This is a genomic window from Streptomyces sp. NPDC017991 (assembly GCF_044328075.1).
Classification (GTDB): domain Bacteria; phylum Actinomycetota; class Actinomycetes; order Streptomycetales; family Streptomycetaceae; genus Streptomyces.
In genome coordinates, this window is the sequence record NZ_JBIRGP010000004.1 from 486,184 (window position 1) to 508,822 (window position 22,639).

Consider the following 22,639-nt stretch of genomic DNA (forward strand, 5'->3'; position numbering starts at 1 on the left):
AGGAGTGGCCGTTTTCAGCCCTTGTCGACACCGTGTCGCTCGTCACGACCTGCTGCCGTTGGAGCGGCCGAAGAGCTCGATCTCCGCGATGGACACCTGCTTCTTGGCGTCGGCGGCGTAGGCCGAGCGCAGGATGAACCGCACCGCGACGACCTCACCCACCCGGAACTTGCGGGCCTGGCCGCCCGCGCTCCGGTCGAGGTTGATGATCCGGGTGCTCTTCTTGCCGTCGGCGGTGGTGATCTGCGCCTCGATGCGCTTCGGAAGGGCCGACTCCTGAAGGTGTTCCACCTTGGCCGAGACGCCGGAGGTGATCACCACGTCCAGCAGCCGGGTCGGGGTGTCGAAGCGGGCCTCCACCCACTCGCCCTCACCGGACTGCGAGACCCCCGGACCCCACCAGGTGTTGCTGAGGCCGTCGAAGGCGAGCTGCGCGCTGTGCCCGGGGTAGGAGCGGGACGCCCTGACGCTGTCCGGGCCGACCGGGGCGCGCTTGGCGAAGTGGTCGCGGGTCGCGTCGATGCCGTCGCCGATGTTGACGATGAGGGCGATGATCAGGCCCAGTACGGCGGCGCCGACGACCCAGTTCATGATGCGTCCGAAGCCGCGGCGCAGGCGGGGGCGTTCGCCCGCCCACGGGATGTCCCCGTTGCCGAAGTTCAGCAGGCGGCGCCACCAGGTCTGCCGGTCCGGCGGGCGCGGGCCGCCTTCCATGGGCATGGCGCAGCGGGCGCAGAAGTGCCGGTCGGGCCGGTTGGGGGTGGCGCACCACGGGCACGGCGGGCCGTCCTGCGGGCCGGCCTCGGGGCCCGGGGCGCGGACCTGGGGGCGGCCCGCCATCGGGACGCCCGGCAGCACGGGGGCGACGGCGGGTGTGACGGGAGCCCGGGGTGCGGGGTCGTTCACGGGGATGAGGAGGGACCTGGCCCGCTCGTCCGCGGTGTCGGCGGCGGAGGGGGGCGGGGCGCCGTGGCCCAGGGCCACCCTCGGCTCGGTGTCGGTGTCGTCCACGTGGCCGCCGGTGGCCGTTCGGGGGGTGAGGGCGGAGAAGATGTCGGGGGCGGCCGGGTCGGCCGGTGCGGCCGGGGACGCGGCTGCGGGGGCCGGCGCGGGGTTCCGCTGCCCGGGGACGGCGGCGCCGGCCGCACCGGCCGCACCGGCCGTACCCGCCGCTCCGGAGGCGGCGGAAGAGGTGGACGGGGTGGACGGGGCGCTGCCCGGGCCGCCGCCGGTGTCGCTGGCCCCGGCGGTGCGCCGCTGGGACTCGTCCCCGGGGGTGGGGGCGGCGGCCGAACCGGCCGCCGTGGCCGGCAGGTCGTGGCCCGTGCGGGCCGTGCCCGTACCGGCGGCGGGCACGGCGAAGCCGTCCCATCCCGGGTCAGCGCCCGGACCGCCGCCCGCGTCGGTGTCGGTCCCGCGGCCGGCCGCGGAGTCCCGCGCCGGGGTCGCGGCTCCTGCCGGGGCGGCGGCTCCCGCGGGTACCGGGGCCGCGGCGTTGCGGCCGGTGCCCCAGCCGAGTACCGCACCGCAGGAATCGCAGAAGGACTGGCCGGGCTCCGCGCGGGTGCCGCACTCGGCACAGCTGCGCGCCGGCTCCTGTCCCGTGCCGGAGTTCTGGCTGGTCATCTCTCGGGAGTCCTTTCGGCGGCGGTCACCTGGACCGTGTAGGGCATATGGGCGGGACGGGCGGCTGCCACGAGGCTGTCGAGGCGGTGTTCGTCCGCGCGGGTCGGGTCGGGCAGCCGTAGAGCGACGTGCAGACGCGGGCGGCGGTCGCCGGGGACCGGGCCGAGTGGCCGGGCGTCCCAGGAGGCGCCGCCGCTCTCGGTGATCTCCGGGGCCACGCCGAACACCAGGCGCACCGCCTCGGACAGGCCGCGGCTGGTGCCCCGTACCCGGTGGAGGAACGCGGCGGCGGCGACGGCGGCGCGCAGCCGGTCCTCGGGCTCGCTGCCGTCGGTCTCGGCGCCGACCCAGCCGGCCAGCCACCGCGTGAAGTCCACCGGTGCCAGGGACGGCGTGAAGTAGGAGTCCAGGTTGTCGAGGACGGCCAGGATCGGCGCGAGCACGTCGTCGAGCCCGCCGACGAAACGCTGCGCCAGATCGTCGTCGGCGAACACGGCGGGCAGTGTCATCCCGATGGGCGCGGAGGATCCCAGCCCGTCGATGGAACCCCTCACGGCCTGTCCCCCCTCGCGTAGGCGTACGCGTGCCGGGCGAGGCCCCCCGGGACCCCGGCGACGGTCCGGGCGCGGCCCTCGGCCGGATGGGCCGGACGGGCCGGACGGACCGGATGGGTCGGACGGGCCGCGTGGCTCGTCCGGCCCGTGGGGCGCGCCGGTGTGCCGGCCGTGCGGCGGATGCCGTCGTGTGCGGTCCGGGCGCGGGAGTCCCGCGTGGTGGTGGGGGACGGGAGGGGGACCGAGGCCTTCGGACGGTGGGTCACGCGCGGTCTCCGATCACTCGGACGCGGTGGTCGAAGGAGAAGACCAGGGACGGGGCGGCGAGGTCGATACGGTCCGTCGGGTCGCCGCGCTTGCCGGTCAGCGGGTCGGCCGGGTGGAGCTGGACCTCGTCGACCAGTTCGACGCCGGGGACCCGCTGGAGGACGGCGAAGACCTCGCCGGACTGCACGGGCCGGCCGAAGCGCCAGCCCCGCCCGTCGGCGCCGCCGGTCAGCGGGTCCAGGTGCCGGTACAGGGCGTCGTGGGCCTGACGGCGTACCCGGTCCGTGTCGGTGCCGCGGAAGGCGTGCACCGTCGCGACCACCGTGATGCCCTGGTAGAAGGGCGGGCCCACCGCCAGGCGCGTGCCGATCAGGCGTCGTTCGTCGAGGTGCCGGGTGATGCGGTGCAACAGCGCGTCACCGGGGACCAGTTGCTCGAAACGCAGCCGACCGCCGGGGTCCGGTACGGCCTGGGGGACCACCAGCACCCGTACCGCGTACGCCCCGTGCTCCCCCTCCTCGCCCTCCAGACAGGTGATGCGGGCCGTCTCGGGCGCCGCCCGGCGGGCCAGCTCCTCGTAGTCGCGCAGGGTCACCGCCCGCTCCTGAGCGCGCAGCGTGATGGGCGCGCGGGTCTTCGCCTCCTCCACCGTCTCGCCGTCGACCCCGCCGCGCGCCGCCTCCCGGTTGACGACCTCGGAGACGTACGGGACGGAGGTGCGCAGCACCTGGACGGCACCGCGCGCCACGTTCCCGGACTTGCCGCCGCCCGTGCGGTAGCGCCGGGCGCGGATGACGGCGCCCTTGGGGGCCACCGCCCCGTACTGGCGCAGGGTGCCGTCGGGCTCCCGTACCGCCGGGCCGAAGGCGATGTCGCCGGTCGCGGCGTCCAGGGTGATGTGCCGGTCGTACGGGGTGGACGCCGAGAACGACGGGACGACCTCCCAGTCGGTCCAGCCCTCGTGCTCGGCGGTCTGCAGCAGCACCGGGGGCGTGTCGCCCACCACGGGGAAGTGGGCCAGCCGCACCCGCTGCCCGGGCAGGCCGCTGGACTCGCCGAGCGCCTCGTCGGTCACGGTCTCGGCGTGCACGGCCGCGGTGGTGCCGCCGAGCGTGAACGCGTCCACGGAACGGACCGTCGGCGAGGTCGTGTAGAAGGGCTGGTCGGGCAGCGGCTCGGTGACCCGGCAGCGCAGCCAGCCGGCCTCCTGGCCGCCGGTGCGCGACAGGGTGTGCGCGCCGGGGATGTGCAGGACGACCTCGCCGGGCCGGTTCAGACCGCCGGTGCCGTCCCGGTCGACCTCGCAGACGACCCAGCCGTCCTCGGTCCACGCCTCCCACAGCAGCGGGGGCTGGCGCGGGTCCACGCCCACGCCGTCGACCCGGCTGTCCAGCTCCATCGCGACCGCGCAGTGCGGGACGGCGGTGTCCAGCCCGATCAGCATGCAGTCACCGGGCCGCGGGGACTCGGTGAAGCACATCAGGTCCTTGCCCTCGGCGAGGTCGGCGGTCCTGTCGGTGACGGGCTCACCGTCGCGCTGGACCACCAGGTACCGCAACTGACAGGGCACGATGGTCAGTTCGTCCTCGGTGGCGAAGACCGCGGCCTCCTGGCTCTCGGTGCGCGTGGTGGCGACCTCGGTGCCCACCGGCAGCAGCACCGGCTCGTCCTGCGGCGCGGACAGCCAGAACGTGACGTCCGTACGCGCGGCGGAGGGCGGGAAGAGGGTGATGCCCACCAGGTCCAGGAACGCCAGGTGGTTCTTCTCCGGCACCCGGTTGAGCCGGTAGACGATCTGGTCGGCCATGTGGGCGACCGTTTCCACGAGGGTGACACCCGGGTCGGAGACGTTGTGGTCGGTCCACTCCGGGGCGCGCTGCTGGATGTAGCGCTTGGCGTCGTCGACGAACTGCTGGAAGCGGCGGTCGTCGAGGTTCGGGGAGGGCAGTGCCATCAGCGGTCGCTTTCAGGGGAGTCGCCCGCGCCGGAGGCGTCGGGCTCCTCGTGGGAAGGGATGACGTAGAACGGGAAGACGAGGCTGCGCGGGTTGTTGGTGCCGCGGATCGAGTAGCGGACGTCGATGAAGAGCACGCCCTGCTCGCTGTCGGAGCCGGCGGTCACATCGACGTCGCTCACCTCGATACGCGGCTCCCAGCGGTCGAGGCTGGTGTACACCTCGTGCTGGATACGGCCGGCGGTCGCCTCGTTGACCGGGGCGAACACCAGGTCGTGGATGGCGCAGCCGAACTCGGGGCGCATCGGCCGCTCGCCCGGCGCGGTCGCCAGGACGAGCCGGATGGCCTCCTCGATCTCGCGCTCCCCGCTGACCAGGGCGATGCCCCCGGTGGGGCCGATGCGCAGCGGGAACGCCCAGCCGGATCCGACGAACTGCTCGGCCATCAGGGGGCCACCCGCCTTCTCGTCCTCGTCGTCATGGTCGTCACGGTCGTCACGACCGTGGTCGTCACGGTCGCGGTCGTTGCGGTTCTGTTCGCCACGGTCCTGTTCGTCACGGGATCGGGTACGGCTTCTTGTTGACCGTCACGAGGCCCATGAGGTCGATGTTGATGGCCCGCATGCCCACCTGGCCGATGGTGTTGATCTGCACGGTGCCGCCCGCGTTCAGCGTCGCGGCGCCGGACGCCGTGAGACGCAGGGCACCCATCGACTGCACGTTCACCACGCCGCCGAGCGACTTGAGGTTGACCATCCCGCGGCCCTGCAGGGTGAGCGCGCCGCCGCTCTTGATGCTGATGTTGCGCCGGGCGCTCAGCGAGAGGTCGGTGCCCGCGTCGATGGACACCGAGGTGCCGCCCGTGATGCTGACCGCGCCCTTGCTGTCCACGGTGATCTCGGTCTTGGTGCGGTCGAGGTTGATGACCAGCTTGTCGTTGCCGCTGGCCACCCGGACGCCCTGCTTGCGGCCGCCGGTCTGCTGGCTGAGCAGGTCCACCCGGTTGCCGTCCCGGTCGGACAGGGTGTGCCGGATCGCCTTCTTCTTGACCGGGTCGTGCAGCGCCACGTCCTTCACGACGGTCGGCTTGTCGATGCCGTTGTAGAGGCCGCCGATGACGAAGGGGTGGTCGAGCGCTCCCCGGTCGAAGGCGACCAGCACCTCGTCCCCGACGTCCAGCGGGAAGATGCTGCCCCCCTTCTTGCCGCCCAGCTGCACGGTCCGCGTCCAGTCGCTGACGTACGCGTCGTCCAGCCACGGGAACTGCAGCTTCACCCGGCCCTGCCTCAGCGGATCCTGTACGTCGGTGACGAGCGCGTTGGCCACACTCGGCAGCCGGGGCGCCGTCGCGCCGCCGCCGGACGTCAGCCCGAACAGGGAGCGCCACTGCCGGCCGCTCACGGTCACCAGGGTCTCGTAGTGACTGCCCGCGCCGAAGGTGTGCCGTACGGAGGTGACCGTGTACTTGCCCTCGAAGGGCACGCCCACGTCGGTGAGCGCGATGGCCACCCCGGGGCGCAGCACGGGATTGCCGTGCACCGTGACCTCCAGCTCGGCGAACGAGGAGGTGAGGTCGTCCGCGAGCGAGGCGGCGGCGAACTTGACCTCGGGCCGGCGGTCGTACGGGGTGTCGGTCTCCACCAGCTTGGCCGCCTTGAAGGCGTTGGCGGCCTTCTGCGGAGTCGTCCCGATGGCGAAACCGGAGTAGGTGCCCGCCTTCGTCAGTTCGACGATCTTCTTCTTGGTCGGGATGTCCCAGCCGCGTGCCTCGACCTTGTCGACCTGGTCGGCGGCGGTGACGGCGGCCCGGCAGCGCAGTACGTCGACCCGGCCCCGCAGCACCCGGGGGTTCGGATCCTCGGGGGAGGTCGACAGGGGTGCCTTGGAGGCCGGGTCCGGCTCGCCGAACTCGAACTTCCCCTTGGCGTCCAGCGACATCACCATCTCGTTCTCGTCGGCGAGCCGCGCGAGAAAGTCCCAGTCCGTCACATTGGACTGGGAGATGAACTCGTAGACCGTCTTGGTCGTCTGGATCTTCCCGATCGCCACACCGTTCATCGCGGCCAGTTTGCGCGCGATGTCGGAGGCGGTCTGGTTGCGGTACGCGGCCACCCGGCGCACCCGCATCAGACGGTGGCCCGGGTCGTAGCCGCGGACGACGCTGAACGTGCCGGTGCCGTCGTAGTCGGTCTCCATGCCGGTGACCTCGCCGGTGAGCAGCGGGTTCGCCGCGCCCTGGCCGTCGGCGACGGGGGCGAGGACCACCTTGGAGCCGAACCTGATGTTCAGCTTGCCGAGCACTTCCCGGTCCGGGTCGCGGAAGGTGAGCCGGAACTCGCCGGGCACACCCGCTCCGAGGTCGGCCCAGCCGGCGACGAGCAGGTTGATGTAGTCGGGCGGGATCTTCTTGCCGTCGATGGTGACGTGGATGATGTTGGAGAAGGACGTCTTCGCCATCAGTGGCGCACCTCCTCGGCGGCGGGGAGGACCAGCTCGACACCCGTGGGCAGGTGCGCGGGGTTGTCGATCCCGTTGGCCTCGGCGATCGCGCGCCAGGCGGACGCGTTGCCGTACTCGCGCCAGGCCAGCGACTGCAGGGAGTCGCCCGCGACGACCCGGTGCACCCGCTGCGCGGTGAGCGCGCCCGAGGTCGGGTTCTGGCCCTTGGTCTTGCTGGGGATCTCGTGCAGCGACACCTGGCAGGTGGCCCGGATCGGCACACCGGTCGTGCCGAACAGCGAGTAGGTGACGTCCACGGAACTCACGTACGAGGTGAAGCGCGCGGTGGAGAACGAGCCCCACTGGAAGACCACCCAGGGCGGGGAGGGCTGCTTCGCGGCGATGCTCTTGGCCGTCACCTCGCAGCAGTCCAGGAGGGACTCCACGTTCTTCAGCACGGCGTTGCTGGTCGGCTTCGTGGACGAGTCGAGGAAGATCTCGACCGTCATCTCCCGGGGCTCGGGTCCCATGAACTCCGGGACCGTGCCGTCGCGCACGGCCGCGGCCGGCGTGGACTTCCACTGGCCGCGCCGGCTCAGCTGCAGCTGCGAGGGGTTGAAGTCGAAGTTGAACGTCTTGATCAGACCGCCCGGAGTGGTGCTCGATCCGACGGGCGGTTCGTGGATGGCGATCGTGGCGCGTACGAGGCTCTTGCCCGCGCCCTTGCTTCCCTTGGCCATGGTGGTGTCCCGCCCCTCAGTCCGTGAACCCGTGGTGAGTGATCTCCAGGACCTCGGTGGCCACGCTCGGGTTGGCCGGGTCCAGGGAGGGCCCCTGCCAGCTCACCGGCAGCACGTCGATCAGCCCCCAGTGCGCCACCTCCGAACCGTCCGCGCGCAGCGCGGCGATCTGCGCGGTCGGCCGCTTGATGCCCGTGGCCACGGACGAGATCCAGGCCGCGACCTTCGACGTGTCGGGGGTCAGCGGCCGGGTCAGCCGGATGTTGGAGAAGGTGACACGGGACGGGAGCTGCCAGACGAACCCGTTGTTGCCGCCCTCCTGGCGTTGCTCGATCTCCACCGCGGACGACAGTCCCTCGCACCCGTTGAAGTAACCGAGGCTCTCGCCGTCGATGGTCAGGGTGAAGAAGATGGTGGAGCCCGGGTCGAGATCGCGGGGCATCGGGGGCGGCCTTTCTGCGGACGTCGGTCGTGCGGGGTGGTGCCGGGCGGTGCGGGGTGCTGCGGGGTGCTGCGGGTCTAGGCCGGTCGGCGGCGGCTCAGCGACGTGGATCGCGGAGCTTGCCGATCCGCTCCCGGTCGAGCCGCAGTTCCGTACGGATCAGCCGGGTGATCCGGCTGATCAGGCGGTGCGTGAGCTCGTCGAGCTGGAAGTCGGTCAGGGAGCGGGGGTCGAACTGGCCCTTGGCGACCGCGGTGTACGCGGGCGGGGGGCCGCCCTGCTCGTACGGCGGCGGCGGATCGTCGGCGGACCCCGACCCGGACGAGCCGCGCGACGAACTCCCGTGAGCCGTGACCGCGGACACGGCGGCGGTGGTCCTGGCGGACGTCGGCAGCAGGGCGCGTTGTACGGGGGCCGGTGCGGGAGCGGGGCGTGGCGGCGCGGGCGTCGGAGCCGGTGCGGGTGCCGTGGGGGCGGGTGCCTTGGCCGTCCGGGGTGCGGCGACCGCCTGCCGCTGGACGACCGGCGGTGCCGGGTACGCGTTCGGCATCGTCAGCGGCTGCGCGGGCGGAGCCGTCCTGACGGGCCCGGCGGGAGCGGACCTGCCGGCCGCGAGGAGGGGCACGGCCCGGTTCGCGGGAACACCGGGCGTGACGGCCCGTTGCACGACCGCCGGGCGGCGCAGCGGGGCGGGGGCCGGGGGTGCGGGGCGCTGGTGCGCGGGGGGTGCCGTGGGCGTGGAGGCCGGCGCGAGGGCACGGGCGGGGGTGAGGGCACGCATCGGTGCCGGTGCCGGTGCCGGTGCCGGTGCGTGTGCTTGCTGCTGTGCGGGTGTGGGTGCGTGTGCTTGTGACGGTGTTTGTCTGCTGGTCACGGCTTTGGCGACGGGGACGACCGCGGAGGGGGCGGCCGTGGCGCGCTGTACGGAGAGGCCGTTGGCGCGCGGGGTGGAGAGGGGCACGGCCGTGCGGCGGAGTTGTTGTGTCGGCGGTGAGGGTGTGGGCGCGGGTGCCTGTGCGGGCGCACGCTGCACGGAAGGCGCTCCGGCAGGAGCCGAACCGACCGGAGACGTACGCCCGGGCCCGGAGAGGGGCCGCGCGTCCGCGGGAGGAGCGGCGAGGGGAGCACCGAGCAGGGGGCGCTGCCGGGCGGCGGGCGCGGTGGCGCGCTGGACCGGGGTGGACGGGGGAGTGACCGGGGCTGAGGCCGGGCCGCCCGGGGCCGGGGTCGGGTTCGGGAGCGCCGGCGGTACGGCCGGGGTGTGCGGACGGTCGACGGGGCTCGCGGCTGCGGTCGGACCGGTCGGTAGGGCCGAGGGCGGGGTGGCCGAGGTGACGGGAAGCGGGGCTGTCGGGCCGGGGCGAGCGGCCGGTGCGCGGGTGACGGACGGGTTCCCCGTCATCGGCGCGCCGAGGCCCATACGCCGCGCGCCGGGGGAAGCACTCCGCTGCACCGGGTACGTGCCTGAGCCGGCCGGAGCGGTCGGGGCGGCCGGAAGGGGCGAAGCGGCGGCGGGGGTCCCGAGGCCGCCTTGACTCGGCCCGGAAGCGGGCGAGTTCGCGGCGGCGGGGCCGGCCACCGGTGGTGCCTTGTGCTCGGTGGGCCCGGTTGCCGCCCTCTGGACGACGGGTGCCGTGCCCGAAGGGGCGCTGACCGCTGGGCTGTTGGAGGCGGCCGTCGTGGCGCTCGGGCCGACCGGTGTTCCGGCGGACGCGCTCGCCGTACGGCTGGGACCGGTGCCGGCCCGTTGGACGTCGACCGCCGAGCCACTGGGGGAGGCTGCCGCCTTCTGGACGCGGACGGGCGCGTTGCCGGTACCGGCGGCCGTGGTTCCGGCGGGAGCAGGGACAGCGGCGGGCACTTGGGGTACGCCGGTCGGCCGTCGGACCTCGACCGCCGACTCGCCGCCGGGCCTCACCGCCGACGGGGGAGCGGCAGGGGTGCCGACCGCCGCCCTCTGGACCGTGGCGGGGCGGGTTATGGGGCTGCTGGGGCCGGTGGCCGCTGAGTCAGAGACCGCGTTCGCAGCGGGTGCGGGTGCGGGTGCGGGTACGCGTGCGGATGCGGGTGCGGCGGCAGGCGTGGGCGCCGCGCCGGCCGAACCTGCCCTCGCCCGCTGGACGTTGAGCGCGGGTTCGCTGGTACGGGTCACCGCGCTGCCGGGGCCGGCCGCCGTACTGCTACCGGACGCGGACGCCGTCGTGGCCGCGGGCCGTACGGGCCCGGCCGGGGTGGGGCTGCCTGTGCGGGCCGGTGTACTGGGCGAACTGGCTCTTGTTCGCTGGACGTTGAGTGCGGGTCCGCCGGAACGGGCCACTGTGCTGCCGGGGTCGGCCGAAGCCGGGTCGCTGGGGCCGGTCGGGGTGGGGCTGCCCGCGCGGGCTGGTGTACTGCCCGAACCGGCCCTCGCCCGCTGGACGTTGAGCGCGGGTTCGCTGGTACGGGTCACCGCGCTGCCGGGGTTGGCCCCCGTACCGGCCCTGGACGTGGTCGCGGTCGCGGGCCGTACGGGTTCGGCCGGAGTCGGGTCGCTGGGGCCGGTCGGGGTCGGGCTGCCCGCGCGGGCCGGTGTTGCGGCGGGGCCGGTCGCCGGAGCCCGCTGGACGTTGACCGCCGGTCCACTGGAACGGGCCACCGTGTTACCGGGATTGCTCCCCGTGCCACCGGCCTCGACAGCCCGGCTGTTGGAGCCGGCGGCCGTAGCTGCGCCGGATGCGGATGTGGCCGCCGTACCGGCACCGGACGCGGTGGTGGCCGCGGGTCGTACGGGTTCGGCCGGAGTCGGGTCGCTGGGGCCGGTCGGGGCCGGGCTGCCCGTGCGTGCCGGTGCTGCGGTGGGACCGGTCGCCGGGGCCCGCTGGACGTTGACCGCCGTACCCGCGGCAGGCGCCCTCGCGGGTGCGCCCGCCCCCGGGGAGGCGGCACCCGAAGCCGTAGCACCCGACTTCGCAGCTCCCGCCGTCGAAGCAGTTGACGCAACGGACTTCGAAGCAACGGACCCCGAAGCAACGGACCCTGACGGGCCGGGACCCAGCGGGGCGGGGCCAGGCGAAGCAGGTCCAACCGAAGCCGCGCCCGGCTCCCCGGTCGCGGTCGGAGCTGAAGCCGACGCCGGAACCGGAGCCGACACCGGAACCGGAGCTGACGCCGACGCCGGACGCTGGGCCACCGGCAGAGCACGCCGCTGTACTGCGGGCGTGGCGGGCGCCCTGGTCAGCGGGCTCTGCCGGTGGGGCCTGGGGGGTACGGCGGTCACCCGGGGGCCCGTCGGGCGGGACGCCGTGACGGGCAGGGACGCGCGCTGCACCGGTGGTGCGTCACCGACCGCCGGCGACGGGGCGGCGCCGGGGACGTCGGGCCCCGCCACCGGCAGGACGCGCGACGGCGGTTCGAGTCCGGCGACGGGCCCGGCCGACGTGGTGAGCGCGTTCCTGATCAGCCCGCCCGGCGCTCCGTCGAGGACGGCGTGGGACAGGGTCCCGGTGAGGGAGGGGTTCTGCCAGGTGCTCAGCCGGCCGCCGAAGCCGGAGTCGGCCACGCCGGTACGGCCCAGGGCGGCCCGCTGGATCGGCGGCAGCCCCGTCCAGCCGACCACCGCGGCCGGCCCGGCACCCACGGAGGCACCCGAGACAGTGGCACCCGTGGCAGCCGTACCCATGGCAGTCGTGCCCGAGGCAGTCGTACCCGTAACGACCGCAGCGGGTACGGCACCAGCACCCGTACCCGTACCCGTATCCGCATGCGCTCCCGCGGGAGCGGAACGTGCGGCGGATGTCGCCGTGCCGCCCCTCAGTCGGTCGAGGAACCCCACCGATCAGCCCTCCGCCCCGCCCCGGGTCACCAGGGACGCGATCTGTTCCGTGTAGCGGCGGCGATCCTGGTGTTCGAGATCCAGGATCGTCTCCAGGCTCCAGTGGAAGTGGTAGGCGACGTACGCGATCTCCTCGTGCAGCCGGTCGGTCGCGTACGTCACGATTCCCCCAGGCGGCTCCCGCCGAGTTCGACCTCGAAGGGCTCCGAGCAGTGGGGGCACTCCACGGAGGCGCGGGTGTGGCCCTCGGCGTTGACCTGCCGGTAGAAGTCCTGCAGGAACGCGAGGTCGGAGGCGAACATGTTCTCCACGATGCCGTCGTGCACCATCGCCAGCGTGCCGAGGCGGGTGATGACCCGGCCCAGCAGGACCACCGACAGATAGGCGGGGTTCTCCTGGACACGGACGTCCCGCAGCGGGATCAACTCGTCCCGGGCGGTGGCCAGACGCATCACGCCGTCCCGGTGCACCGTGCCCGCGTCGTCGACGTAGCCGCGCGGAAGCTCGAAGGGGAACTCCGTGCGCAGCGGTTGTGCCACCGGCGCGGGCGCCGGCGCCGGAGCGGCGGCGGGCGCCGGAGCAAAGGTCTGCTCCGGCGCCGCCACCGGCTCCGGTACCGGCGCGTCCACGACCTGGCCCGCGCCCGCCCTGGCAGCAGTACGGCGCATTACTCGATGACCAGTTCTTCGAAGACGATGGTCACGGTCTCGGTGAGCGCGGAGGCCTCGCCGGCCTTGAGCGCACTGGCGTCGATCTTGGAACACCAGGCGTTGCGCATGTTGTACCGCTTCACCGGGTTGTTCTGGTAATCCATCATGATGATGGAGGCGTTCTTGCGGGCCGTGCTCATCTGACCGGCGATCGAGTCGTTGATCCACGTCGTGAACGCCGGGGACTGGGTCATACCGCGCACGACGGTGCACTGCCCGTCCTTCTGCACGCCGGGCATGAGACTGACCTCGGGCCTGCCCTGCGCCGAGTTCGACAGGTGCTTGATGACGTCCTGTTCGATGCTGAGGCCGTTGACCTCCGCCAGGTACTCGACCATGACGCCGTCGATCTGGAGACCGAAATTATGTGAAGTGAGAGCGTCACCCGGGCTGAGACTCATCTGTTCTCTGTCCTTCTGAGGGTTCTTGTCGTTGTCGTACGGGTCGGTGCCGTACGAGGAGGAGCAGGGTGCCGCGTGCCGGGTGGCACGCGGCAGCTAGGGAGTGGGCGGTGCCTACTCCTCCAGCTCGCCGCTGCCGCTGGAGAACTGGGCCAGGCGGAAGATCACGAACTCGGCGGGCTTGACGGGCGCGATGCCGATCTCGCAGATCACGCGGCCGAGGTCGACCGACTCCGGGGTGTTGGTCTCCTCGTCGCACTTGACGTAGAACGCCTCTTCCGGCCGCTGGCCGAAGAGCGCGCCGCTGCGCCACTCGTTGACGAGGAACGCCGAGACGTTGCGCCGGATCCGGGCCCACAGGTTGTGGTCGTTCGGCTCGAACACCACCCACTGGGTGCCGAGCAGGATCGACTCCTCCAGGTAGTTGAAGTACCGGCGGACGTTCAGGTAGCGCCAGGCCGGGTCCGAGGACATGGTGCGGGCGCCCCAGACGCGGATGCCGCGGCCCGGGAAGGCGCGGATGCAGTTGACGCCGATGGGGTTGAGCAGGTCCTGCTCGCCGCGGGTGATCTGCAGCTCCAGGTCCACCGCGCCGCGTACGACCTCGTTGGCGGGCGCCTTGTGCACACCGCGCTCGAAGTCGTTACGGGCCCAGATGCCGGCGACGTGACCGCTCGGCGGGGTCAGCCGGGACTGGCCGCTCGCCGGGTCGAAGACCTTCACCCAGGGGTAGTACAGGGCCGCGTACTTGGAGTCGTAGCCGGCGGTCTCCTGACGCCAGACACGGATCTCACGGGCGTTCAGGCTGGGCGGCGGGTCGATGACGGCGACGCGGTCGCCCATCAGCTCGCAGTGCGCGATGAGACCGAGCTGGACGGCCTTCACGGCCTCCAGGTCGATCGCGCCGCGCTGGTAGGCGGCCATCAGGTCGGGGACGGCGACCATGGAGATCTCGTCCACGGCCTCCAGGCCGCCGAAGCCGGTGCGGTCGGCGGAGTCGCCGAGGTACTGGGCCGGGCCCGGGTGGGAGTCCTGCGACCCGGCCGGAACGGCGGGGGCGGTGGCCGAGGCGGCCGAAGGGGCGGCCAGGGCGACGGTCTGGTTCTCGGGGCGTGCCAGCTGCGCGGTGGGCGCCGCCTCCTGCACGGTGATGAGCTTGGAGCGCTCCTTCACCTGCGTGACGACGTAGTTGCGGCCGCCCTTCTTGGCGGTCACGTCGAAGGACTCGACCGGCTTGTCGCCGTCCTTGACGATCAGCTTGAAGCGCTCGGCGGGACCCTCGCCCTCGGGGTCCGCGACCTCGACGCTGAGCGAGCCGCCCGCGACCGCGGTCACACTGAAGGTGCCGAGCTGCTTCGGCTCGCCGGCCGTGAGCGCGGCGGGGGCCGCGGAGCCGGAGAGGGACGCCGGAGTGCCGTTCGCGGACACGCCGTTCGCCGACGCGCCGTCGGCGGCGCCGCCGACCCGTACGACGTACGCGGCGCTGCCGCCGTTGTTGAAGAATCCGTACACGGAGTGCGCGAGGTAGTAGCCGTCGGTGAAGGCACCGAAGGCCGCGACGTACTGCGACCAGTTGGTCACCAGCGTCGGCTCGTTCAGCGGGCCGTGTGGGGCGAGCCCCACGAAGGCCGCCACCGATGTGCCCACTCCCTCGATGGGACGCGAGCCGCTGGCCACCTCCTCGACGTAAACGCCGGGCGACAGGTAGGACGGCATGCTCTGCTCTCCTCGGGGTACGAGACAGGTCTACTCCGACCTTCACGCGCGCGGGCGTTCGTTGAAACGTCCTGCGGTACCTGATCGGGGGCAAACTCCCTGCCCACAAGGGCAGTCCGGCACGCCCGAGTGCCCCCGGGACCGTCCGCGCTGCCCGCAGGACTGCCCTCACCGCTCTCCCCGCGACCGGCCCCACCCGGTAACGCTGGAAGATCAGCTGTGGAGGGGAACGTCATGCGCGCGCAGGAAGCCCAGGCCGACCAGGCCCGTGGTGATCAGGTACGGGTCCGCCCGACCACGGAGCGGAACACCACCGCGGACCGGATCCTGGCGTTGCAGAGCGCGGCGGGTAACGCGGCGGTGACCCGGGCCGTGCAGCGCAGGCAGCACCAGCACAGCGCCGGCTGCGGGCACGGCCCGGACGAACAGCGCGCGCTGGTGGACCAGGTCGTGAAGTCCCCGGGCAGCCGGATGAACGGCTCGCTGCTCAAGGAGACGGCGAGCTGGTTCGACGGCGAGGACTTCAGCAGCGTGAAGCTGCACACGGACACGGTCGCCCTGCAGTCCGCCCAGGCGATCGGCGCCCGGGCGTACACCGCCGGCGACAACGTGGTCTGGGACGGCAAGGACAAGCCGACCCTCATCCACGAGCTGCAGCACGTCAAGGACCAGCGCAGGGGTGCGGTCCCCGGCACCGACAACGGCTCGGGCCTGAAGGTGTCCAGCCAGGGCGACTGGGGCGAGAAGCGGGCGGAGGCGGTCGAGGCGCGGGCGCGGAGCGGGGCGCCGCCGGTGCAGCGCGCGGTCGCTCCCGGGGGAACGACCGGTACCGAGGCTCTGAACGACTCCGCGACCGCGGGCGCCGGGCACGCCTCCGGTGGACATGCTTCCGGTGGGCACGCCGCCGGTGGGCAGGCGGTCCAGCGCGCGGTGTGGACGTTCAACGGCAGCACCAGGACGCATCACGCCATGGGGCAGAACTCGGGCATGTGGTTCGACGACAACGGCCGGACCAGGACCACCGCCGAACTGCAGGTCGACTCCACCTCCCTCCAGCACGGTGACAAGTACGACGACGCCACCCGGCAACTGCACAGCAGCGGCGCCGTCGCCATCTCCAAGCGCGGGACCATCGCCGACCACAAGTACCCGCAGCGCGAGACCAGGACCCGCAAGGCGGTGGTCGAGGCCCAGCAGAAGATGACGGCCGCGCTGGCCCTGCTGAACTCGGCGGGCGGCGCCCCGAGCGGCGTGCTGCTGCAGGCACTGAGGTCCGCGTTCCCGGTGTTCCAGACGGCGACTCCCCAGCAGGTCGGTACGCTCCTGCCGCGGATCTCCGAGGTGCTGCGACGCGTTCAGGTGGGCCTGGCCTCGCAGGGCGCGCAGATCGCCCTGGTCGGGGAGGCGTCCATGTTCGACCTCTCGGCCAAGGGGGCGAACGCGTCCGGCGCGGCCGGCTGGGTCGACGCGAGCACCAAGGACTATGCCGCCCGGCTGAATCCCGACTACATGAAGAGCGAGGAGCTTCCGTCCATGGACTCGGGGCGCACCGGCGCGATCAACCTCCGGGAGGAGGGCGAGGTGGCCTGGTACGTCATCCACGAGGCCACGCACCGGTTCGCCGGAACGCTGGACTACCAGTACAGCTCGTACGACCACGAGCTGTCGGAGGACGCCGCGCAGGCGGGCCTGGCGACGGTCCTGGACCCGGCCACCGCGGCCACGCAGGACGCCGCGATGCTCGGCAGGCGGGTCGCCCGCGACCCGGACACCTACACGGGCGACAACGAGACGCAGCGTCCGAAGCGGCAGGAGAACTGGTACGCCATGGGCCGGCGCGCACTGATGAACGCCGACTCCTACGCGCACTTCGTCATGACGGCGACCGGCTCACCGATCCCCAGGAGCTGACGGCCCCGCCTGTGGGCCGTTCGGGCAACGCGGCGTGCACTCGGGTCCGCTGCCCGGCGCCCGTCGGACGGCTAGCGTCCATATGTGAGCCTTTGGACTTCTCTCGAACCCGCCTCCGCGACCGTGGACCCGGGTGGCAGTACGACGGTGCGGCTGCGTCTGCGTAACACCGGTGATGTGGTGGACGAGTACCGCTTCGAGGCGGTCGGTCCGTTGGCGCCGTGGGCGAGGGTGGAGCCGCAGGTGTTGCGGCTCTATCCGGGGACGACGGGTTCGGTGGACATCGCGTTCGCGCCGCCGCGTACGCCGGATGCGACGGCGGGTCCCAATGCGTACGCGGTGCGGATCACGCCGACCGAGCACCCCGAGGCCACCACGGTCCCCGAGGGGAACCTGACCATCACCCCGTTCACGGAGGTGCGGGCGGAGTTGGTGCCGCCGACGGTGAAGGGGCGTTTCCGGGGTCGTCCGAAGCTGGCGGTGGACAACCTGGGCAATACGAAGCTGACGGCGTCGGTGAGTGGCAGCGACAACGGTGATCAGTTGTCGTACGACATCCATCCGTCGAATGTGCAGATCGAGCCGGGGCGTGCGGCGTTCGTGAAGACGACGCTGAAGCCGCGGCAGATCATCTGGTTCGGGTCGAAGGAGTCCCGCCCGTACACCCTCGCCGTGCAGCGGTCGGGCGTCGAGCCGCTGGACGTCGAAGGCACCTACGTCCAGCGGGGATTCCTCCCGCGCTGGCTCGCCACCTTCCTCGGCATCTTCATGGCCCTCGCCATCACCTTCGTCATGCTGTGGATCGCCTACAAGCCGCAGGTACGCAGCGCCGCCACGGAGAAACTCCAGGAAGCCGGCATCAGCACCCTGGCACCCTCCCCCTCACTTACCCCCGAGGCGCCCAAGGCCCCGTCGGTCGAGCCGGTGGCCTCCGAGCCCGCCGCTCCGTCGGCGTCCGGAGACGGTGACGGTGGCGGGGGCGGCGGCGGAGGTGGGGAGAGCCCGACGCCGAAGCCGACACCGAAGAGTGTCGTCCCCGCGACCGAGATCCTCCTGCGGAACCCGACCACCAAGATGTGCGCCGACCTCCCGGGCCGTGAGAAGGGCAAGGAGCACGGCCGCGTACAGCAGGCCACCTGCACCGAGAACCCGGACGAGGACAACCAGCTCTGGAACCTGGAGGTGCGCCGGCCGAAGGGGGGTCCCGGCGGTTCCGCCCTCTTCGTGATCCGCAACGTCAAGGACCAGCTCTGCATGGACCTGCCGAACTCCGGGGCCGAGCCCGTGCAGGTGGGGGTGTACGAGTCCCCGTGCGACGGCACGTCGGCCGACAACGACCTGTGGTGGATCGACAAGCAGGAGAGCGGCGCCTACTGGATCCGCAACTTCGCCAGCAACAACGAATGCCTGGACGTGGCAGGGTTCAGCACCGGCGGCGTCGACACGAACCTGACGCTGTATCACTGCTCCAACACCGACGACCAGGAGTGGCTGGTCATCCATCCCTCCAAGGAATGAGACCCGGGGCAGCCCGTGCCGCCTGTTCGGGCATGCATCGTGCCCCGCTGCTTCCTGCCCCGGCACCGGCGCTGCGTTTAAGTTCCCAGAGTGAGCCTATGGACTTCCTTGGAGCCCGCCTCCGCGACCGTGGACCCGGGTGGCAGTACGACGGTGCGGCTGCGTCTGCGTAACACCGGTGATGTGGTGGACGAGTACCGCTTCGAGGCGGTCGGTCCGTTGGCGCCGTGGGCGAGGGTGGAGCCGCAGGTGTTGCGGTTGTATCCGGGGACGACGGGTTCGGTGGACATCGCGTTCGCGCCGCCGCGTACGCCGGATGCGACGGCGGGGCCGAATGCGTACGCGGTGCGGATCACGCCGACCGAGCATCCCGAGGCGACGACGGTTCCCGAGGGGAACCTGACCATCACGCCGTTCACTGAGGTGCGGGCGGAGTTGGTGCCGCCGACGGTGAAGGGGCGTTTCCGGGGTCGTCCGAAGCTGGCGGTGGACAACCTGGGCAACACGAAGCTGACGGCGTCGGTGAGCGGCAGCGACAACGGTGATCAGTTGTCGTACGACATCCATCCGTCGAATGTGCAGATCGAGCCTGGGCGTGCGGCGTTCGTGAAGACGACGCTGAAGCCGCGGCAGATCATCTGGTTCGGATCGAAGGAGTCCCGCCCGTACACGCTGGCCGTGCAGCGGTCGGGCGTCGAGCCGCTGGATGTGGAGGGCACCTACGTCCAGCGGGGTTTCCTGCCGCGCTGGCTCGCGACCTTCCTGGGCGTTTTCATGGCGCTCGCCATCACCTTCGTGATGCTGTGGATCGCCTACAAGCCACAGGTACGCAGCGCCGCCACGGAGAAACTCCAGGAAGCCGGCATCAGCACGCTGCCGCCCAGCAGCCCCACGGCGTCTCCTCCCATACCGACCACTCCCACCGCCGCTCCCTCGGCGCCCCCGGCCGCCGCGCCGACGCAGGCCGCGGGCGGGGCGGCGGCCGGAGCCGGGGGCGGGGGCGGTGGTTCCGAGGAGGAGAAGGAGACCAAGGCCCCGGAGCGGACCGCGGCGACCGCCGTCCAGGAACTGGCCACGGAGGAACCGGACAAGAAGCACATCTGCTACCGGGCCTTCGTGAAGGACAAGGGCTGGACGGAAGCGGTCTGTGACGGCGAGACGGCGGGCACGGTGGGCCAGGAGACGCCGCTCAAGAGCCTCAACATCGCGGTGTCGGGGACCAAGGGGACGGCGAGCGCGGCGTTCGTCCACGACCCCGAGTCGACCAACGGGCAGGGGCACTACGTCGCGCCCTGGTCGGGTGCGGCAGACGGTATCGACAACTACGTCGGCAGTACGAAGAAGGACGCGCCGAACCTGCTGGGGTTCACCGTCAACGTCGACAACGGTGGCGGGGCCGTCTGCCAGAACGCGCACATCCGTGACGGGGCCTGGCTCGGCCTCGGCTGCGACAAGCCCGGTGAGGGTGAAGGGTTCATCTTCGGCGGGACCCTGGACAACAACCTCTGGCTCGAAGCGGTCAAGTTCACCGTGTGAACCGTTTGCGGCCCCGCGCTCCTTAAGGGCAAAAGCAGGGGCGCAGCCCCGCTTTTGAGGGGCGCGGGGAACTGCGCGGCCCACCCCCACCGGACCTGGCGGAGCGGCTCGGGTAGCGGGGCGGCTACCAGTTGCCCTCTCCCGGCACCAGCCGGCCCGCCTTGCGGTACTCGCGTTCGGCGCCCTCGCGCAGATCCGCCGTCGTGACCGGGGCGCCGCGTCCGGCGGCGGCGTAGGCGGCGGTGACGACCGCGCTGCGGATCGAGCCGCCCGCCAGCTCGAAGGCGTCGGCGACCGCCGAGGGGTCGGTGCCCTCCGCGCACGGCACCGCGGCGAGGCTGTGCCGCCACAGGGCGAGGCGCTGCCCGGGGTCGGGGAACGGGAAGTCGACCACCATGTCGAGCCGCCGGGTGAACGCCTCGTCGATGTTGGCGCGCAGGTTGGTGGTGAGCAGGGCGATGCCGTCGAAGGACTCCAGGCGCTGGAGCAGGTAGGCGCTCTCCATGTTGGCGTACTTGTCGTGCGAGTCCTTGACCTCGGAGCGCTTGCCGAAGACCGCGTCCGCCTCGTCGAAGAGCAGCACCGCGTCCGTACGGTCGGCCTCGGTGAAGATCCGCTCCAGGTTCTTCTCGGTCTCGCCCACGTACTTGTCGACGATCGAGGAGAGCTGCACCACGTACAGGTCCAGGCCGAGTTCGGCGGCGACGACCTCGGCCGACAGGGTCTTGCCGGTGCCGGACTCGCCCGCGAAGAGACCGAGGACACCACGGCCCCGCCCGCCGCCCGCGCTGAGCCGCCAGTCGCCGAGCACCTGGTCGCGGTGGCGGGCGCGCAGGGCCAGTTCGTGCAACTGCACGAGGGGCTTGTCGGGCAGGACGAGGTCCTCCCAGCCCACGTCGGGCCTGATCCGCCGGGCATGCCGCTCAAGACCCGAGGCGGACTGCTGCCGTGCGGCGAGCCGCAGATGTGCGGCGGTCACCGGCGTACCGTCGAAGCCGGCGAGGCTCTGGGCGGCGTGCGCGGCCCGCAGGATGCGGTCACCGCCGAGCCGGTACGGGGCCACCGTGGCGGCCAGGTCGAAGCCGGGCTCGTGCCGCAGGGCGGCCGACCAGACGTCCACCGCGCCGGCCCGCTGCCGGGGCGCGTCGAGCACCAGCGGATCGTGCTCGCTCCACTGCGGGTCGTACGGCCGCGACCCGGTGAGCAGCACGGGCACGCCGGAGAGCACCAACGCCCGCACCAGCGAGCCGGGTTGTTCCGGCAGGGCGGACGCGACGACGGCCGCGCCGCGCAGCCGGGCCTCACGCAGGAGTTCGGGTACGCGGTCCTCGGGGCCCGTGTAGTGCAGGGCCTCGTATCCGGCGACCCGCAGGGCGGCGGCGGCACCGGCGAGCCCGTCGCCCTCGCGGTGTTCGCGCAGATAGACGGTGAGGGGCGCGCTGCCCAGCCGGGCGGCCAGCTTGGCGGTGAACGCGTCGTCGTGCGAGGGCGCGGCGGTCGCGAGCGGGTGGACGTGGCCGACGAGCGCGGGGTCCAGGGTGTCGTCGCCGAGCAGATGCGCGACGAGCCGGTCGGGTATGCGCAACGACCGGCTGAGGAAGGGCCGTTCGGGATCCTCGACGCTCAGCAGTCCGAGCGCGGTCAGGGGCGCCGAGGGGTGGAAACGGGCCCGTGCCCCGGCGAAGTGCACGGGCAGCCCGCACAGGTCGAGGGCGAGTCCGATGGTGGCCCGGCGTCTGCTGACGTCGTCGTTGAGGTACCCGTACAGCGACTCGAAGGAGCGGTCCAGGTCGGGAGCGAGGGCGATCAGCAGGATCCGCAGGTCCAGCTCGGTGAGCCCGAGCCGCGCCGCGAGCAGTTCCAGCCGGTCGGCACCGGCGCCCTCGGACACCGCCCCGTCCCCGTCCCCGTCCCCGCCGCGGTCCCGGTCGCCCGTCCCGTCCTCGAAGGCGGAGGGGTACGAGGTCGTCGCGGGCCCGAGAAGGTGGCGTACGGCCTCGTCGGAGAGGTACAGGCCACGCAGCGGGTCACCCGCCGTGGGATCTCCGGCTTGGCGCTCGTCGACCAACTCGGCGACGCGGTCGCGCAGTCGGGCCAGCCGGAGCAGGAGCGTGTCGGACGTGAGCGGGGCGTGTGCGGTCACTTCTGCCGTTCTCCGGTGTTCTGCCGGTCACGGTCACCGGTGTTCTGCCGGTCACCGGTGCTGTCGTGCTGACCGGAGCCGTCGTGCTGTCCGGTGTCCTCGCGTGTACCGGTCCCCAGGGGCGAGGACTTGAGGTGCCGTGGCCGGTGCCGGCGTTCCTCCGAACCCTCCAGCGAGCCGTCCATGCCGCGAAGGCGCACGCCCGCGCCCTCCGTGACCGGGGGACCGGCGTCGTACTCGGGGAAGGCGGGGAAGGGCGCGGTGACGACGAGGTCCAGGGACGGCTTCAGTTCGCCGCCCATCGCGGACCAGATCTCCGCCAGGGACCGGGACTCGGTGTGCAGCCCGGCCACCGTGAGCGGGATGGACAGGCCCAGCGCGCCGAGCGGGCCCGGCAGTTCGCTCGCGGGCATCAGCTCGTGGGGCAGCAGCGTCGCCAACGCCGCCGAGAGCAGCCGGTGTTCGTCCAGCGGCTGCTTGGTCCAGGCGGTGACCAGGTACGACAGCCGGAACCAGCGGGGCGGCTGACGACGGCGTACGACGATGTCGCGGTCGTCGCGCACGGCGGTGTGGCCGCGCTGGCGCCGGGACACGTCCTCACGGATGTCGTACAGGTAGGTGTTGATGGTCGGCGCGTTGCGCCGGGCCGCCCAGTCGCGGGTCGGTGCCTCGAAGGAGACGTCGATGCCGGAGCCGGCCAGCGCACCGCCCCCGAGCAGCCGCTTGAGGACCTCGTCCACCTCGTGGATCACCGTCGTGCTCCCGCCCTGCCGTGCCCTGCCGTACCGCCACCGGATGACGGCGCGGCTGTCCCGCGGCGACACCGCGACCGCTGCCGTGGACCGCTGTTGTCACCGATGACCGCTGTACC

Annotated in this window: 19 protein-coding genes; 4 read left to right on the forward strand and 15 right to left on the reverse strand. The window is 72.5% G+C overall.

Going from position 1 to position 22,639, the window contains the following annotated elements; all coding sequences use genetic code 11:
• Nucleotides 1-42 precede the first annotated feature (42 nt).
• From ACH4DZ_RS14915 to ACH4DZ_RS14955, 9 genes are all read right to left on the reverse strand, one after another.
• A complete protein-coding gene (locus ACH4DZ_RS14915; RefSeq protein WP_398287474.1) occupies nucleotides 43-1,626 on the reverse strand; it encodes an NADase-type glycan-binding domain-containing protein in 1,584 nt (527 codons plus the stop codon).
• The gene (locus ACH4DZ_RS14920; RefSeq protein WP_328495454.1) at nucleotides 1,623-2,180 is read right to left on the reverse strand and encodes a phage tail protein; all 558 of its coding nucleotides are present in this window, start codon (nucleotides 2,178-2,180) and stop codon (nucleotides 1,623-1,625) included. Before ACH4DZ_RS14920 ends, ACH4DZ_RS14915 begins: the two co-directional genes overlap by 4 nt.
• A complete protein-coding gene (locus ACH4DZ_RS14925; protein ID WP_398287475.1) occupies nucleotides 2,177-2,446 on the reverse strand; it encodes a hypothetical protein in 270 nt (89 codons plus the stop codon). Before ACH4DZ_RS14925 ends, ACH4DZ_RS14920 begins: the two co-directional genes overlap by 4 nt.
• On the reverse strand, nucleotides 2,443-4,401 hold the full coding sequence (locus ACH4DZ_RS14930) for a putative baseplate assembly protein (RefSeq protein ID WP_398287476.1): 1,959 nt from the start codon (nucleotides 4,399-4,401) through the stop codon (nucleotides 2,443-2,445). The genes ACH4DZ_RS14925 and ACH4DZ_RS14930 overlap by 4 nt, the downstream gene beginning before the upstream one ends.
• On the reverse strand, nucleotides 4,401-4,847 hold the full coding sequence (locus tag ACH4DZ_RS14935) for a GPW/gp25 family protein (protein ID WP_398287477.1): 447 nt from the start codon (nucleotides 4,845-4,847) through the stop codon (nucleotides 4,401-4,403). Before ACH4DZ_RS14935 ends, ACH4DZ_RS14930 begins: the two co-directional genes overlap by 1 nt.
• A 109-nt stretch (nucleotides 4,848-4,956) precedes the next feature.
• Nucleotides 4,957-6,858 (reverse strand): VgrG-related protein, encoded by a 1,902-nt coding sequence (locus ACH4DZ_RS14940; protein WP_398287478.1) that lies wholly within the window; start codon nucleotides 6,856-6,858, stop codon nucleotides 4,957-4,959.
• On the reverse strand, nucleotides 6,858-7,580 hold the full coding sequence (locus ACH4DZ_RS14945) for a LysM peptidoglycan-binding domain-containing protein (protein ID WP_398287479.1): 723 nt from the start codon (nucleotides 7,578-7,580) through the stop codon (nucleotides 6,858-6,860). Before ACH4DZ_RS14945 ends, ACH4DZ_RS14940 begins: the two co-directional genes overlap by 1 nt.
• Nucleotides 7,581-7,596: 16 nt before the next feature.
• Nucleotides 7,597-8,022 (reverse strand): phage tail protein, encoded by a 426-nt coding sequence (locus ACH4DZ_RS14950; protein ID WP_398287480.1) that lies wholly within the window; start codon nucleotides 8,020-8,022, stop codon nucleotides 7,597-7,599.
• A gap of 97 nt (nucleotides 8,023-8,119) precedes the next feature.
• Nucleotides 8,120-9,055: an extensin gene (locus tag ACH4DZ_RS14955; protein WP_398287481.1), complete on the reverse strand. Its 936-nt coding sequence runs from the start codon at nucleotides 9,053-9,055 to the stop codon at nucleotides 8,120-8,122.
• A gap of 565 nt (nucleotides 9,056-9,620) precedes the next feature.
• On the opposite strand from ACH4DZ_RS14955, the gene ACH4DZ_RS14960 reads away from it, so the two are divergent.
• Nucleotides 9,621-11,888: a hypothetical protein gene (locus tag ACH4DZ_RS14960; protein ID WP_398287482.1), complete on the forward strand. Its 2,268-nt coding sequence runs from the start codon at nucleotides 9,621-9,623 to the stop codon at nucleotides 11,886-11,888.
• Here the strand turns inward: ACH4DZ_RS14960 and ACH4DZ_RS14965 are convergent.
• The 4 genes from ACH4DZ_RS14965 to ACH4DZ_RS14980 form a co-directional block, all read right to left on the reverse strand.
• Nucleotides 11,837-11,995, reverse strand: a complete 159-nt coding sequence (locus tag ACH4DZ_RS14965; RefSeq protein ID WP_188114298.1) for a DUF6760 family protein — start codon at nucleotides 11,993-11,995, stop codon at nucleotides 11,837-11,839. The genes ACH4DZ_RS14960 and ACH4DZ_RS14965 overlap by 52 nt on opposite strands.
• Nucleotides 11,992-12,501, reverse strand: coding sequence for a hypothetical protein (locus tag ACH4DZ_RS14970; RefSeq protein WP_398287483.1), 510 nt, complete (start codon nucleotides 12,499-12,501; stop codon nucleotides 11,992-11,994). Before ACH4DZ_RS14970 ends, ACH4DZ_RS14965 begins: the two co-directional genes overlap by 4 nt.
• Nucleotides 12,501-12,944, reverse strand: a complete 444-nt coding sequence (locus ACH4DZ_RS14975; RefSeq protein WP_143640089.1) for a phage tail protein — start codon at nucleotides 12,942-12,944, stop codon at nucleotides 12,501-12,503. Before ACH4DZ_RS14975 ends, ACH4DZ_RS14970 begins: the two co-directional genes overlap by 1 nt.
• A gap of 114 nt (nucleotides 12,945-13,058) precedes the next feature.
• Nucleotides 13,059-14,660, reverse strand: a complete 1,602-nt coding sequence (locus ACH4DZ_RS14980) for a phage tail sheath subtilisin-like domain-containing protein (RefSeq protein WP_398287484.1) — start codon at nucleotides 14,658-14,660, stop codon at nucleotides 13,059-13,061.
• 234 nt (nucleotides 14,661-14,894) lie between these two features.
• On the opposite strand from ACH4DZ_RS14980, the gene ACH4DZ_RS14985 reads away from it, so the two are divergent.
• The 3 genes from ACH4DZ_RS14985 to ACH4DZ_RS14995 all read left to right on the forward strand — a co-directional run bounded on the left by ACH4DZ_RS14985 (nucleotide 14,895) and on the right by ACH4DZ_RS14995 (nucleotide 19,625).
• On the forward strand, nucleotides 14,895-16,571 hold the full coding sequence (locus ACH4DZ_RS14985; protein WP_398287485.1) for a DUF4157 domain-containing protein: 1,677 nt from the start codon (nucleotides 14,895-14,897) through the stop codon (nucleotides 16,569-16,571).
• 84 nt (nucleotides 16,572-16,655) lie between these two features.
• On the forward strand, nucleotides 16,656-18,089 hold the full coding sequence (locus tag ACH4DZ_RS14990) for an RICIN domain-containing protein (protein ID WP_398287486.1): 1,434 nt from the start codon (nucleotides 16,656-16,658) through the stop codon (nucleotides 18,087-18,089).
• A 90-nt stretch (nucleotides 18,090-18,179) separates the two neighbouring features.
• On the forward strand, nucleotides 18,180-19,625 hold the full coding sequence (locus ACH4DZ_RS14995; RefSeq protein WP_398287487.1) for a hydrolase: 1,446 nt from the start codon (nucleotides 18,180-18,182) through the stop codon (nucleotides 19,623-19,625).
• Nucleotides 19,626-19,749: 124 nt separating this feature from the next.
• Here ACH4DZ_RS14995 and ACH4DZ_RS15000 read toward each other — a convergent pair whose 3' ends face one another.
• Together ACH4DZ_RS15000 and ACH4DZ_RS15005 are read right to left on the reverse strand one after the other, a co-directional pair.
• Nucleotides 19,750-21,768, reverse strand: coding sequence for an ATP-binding protein (locus ACH4DZ_RS15000; RefSeq protein ID WP_398287488.1), 2,019 nt, complete (start codon nucleotides 21,766-21,768; stop codon nucleotides 19,750-19,752).
• Nucleotides 21,765-22,520: a DUF4255 domain-containing protein gene (locus ACH4DZ_RS15005; RefSeq protein ID WP_398287489.1), complete on the reverse strand. Its 756-nt coding sequence runs from the start codon at nucleotides 22,518-22,520 to the stop codon at nucleotides 21,765-21,767. Before ACH4DZ_RS15005 ends, ACH4DZ_RS15000 begins: the two co-directional genes overlap by 4 nt.
• Between the last annotated feature and the right edge of the window lie 119 nt (nucleotides 22,521-22,639).

What these genes read in the sequence shown, in the direction of transcription:
- ACH4DZ_RS14975 (WP_143640089.1), bottom strand. Translation starts at nt 12,944, where the DNA reads ATGAGTCTCAGCCCGGGTGACGCTCTCACTTCACATAATTTCGGTCTC.
- ACH4DZ_RS14950 (WP_398287480.1), bottom strand. Translation starts at nt 8,022, where the DNA reads ATGCCCCGCGATCTCGACCCGGGCTCCACCATCTTCTTCACCCTGACC.
- ACH4DZ_RS14970 (WP_398287483.1), bottom strand. Translation starts at nt 12,501, where the DNA reads ATGCGCCGTACTGCTGCCAGGGCGGGCGCGGGCCAGGTCGTGGACGCG.
- ACH4DZ_RS14930 (WP_398287476.1), bottom strand. Translation starts at nt 4,401, where the DNA reads ATGGCACTGCCCTCCCCGAACCTCGACGACCGCCGCTTCCAGCAGTTC.
- ACH4DZ_RS14945 (WP_398287479.1), bottom strand. Translation starts at nt 7,580, where the DNA reads ATGGCCAAGGGAAGCAAGGGCGCGGGCAAGAGCCTCGTACGCGCCACG.
- ACH4DZ_RS14980 (WP_398287484.1), bottom strand. Translation starts at nt 14,660, where the DNA reads ATGCCGTCCTACCTGTCGCCCGGCGTTTACGTCGAGGAGGTGGCCAGC.
- ACH4DZ_RS14935 (WP_398287477.1), bottom strand. Translation starts at nt 4,847, where the DNA reads ATGGCCGAGCAGTTCGTCGGATCCGGCTGGGCGTTCCCGCTGCGCATC.
- ACH4DZ_RS14915 (WP_398287474.1), bottom strand. Translation starts at nt 1,626, where the DNA reads ATGACCAGCCAGAACTCCGGCACGGGACAGGAGCCGGCGCGCAGCTGT.
- ACH4DZ_RS14940 (WP_398287478.1), bottom strand. Translation starts at nt 6,858, where the DNA reads ATGGCGAAGACGTCCTTCTCCAACATCATCCACGTCACCATCGACGGC.
- ACH4DZ_RS14985 (WP_398287485.1), top strand. Translation starts at nt 14,895, where the DNA reads ATGCGCGCGCAGGAAGCCCAGGCCGACCAGGCCCGTGGTGATCAGGTA.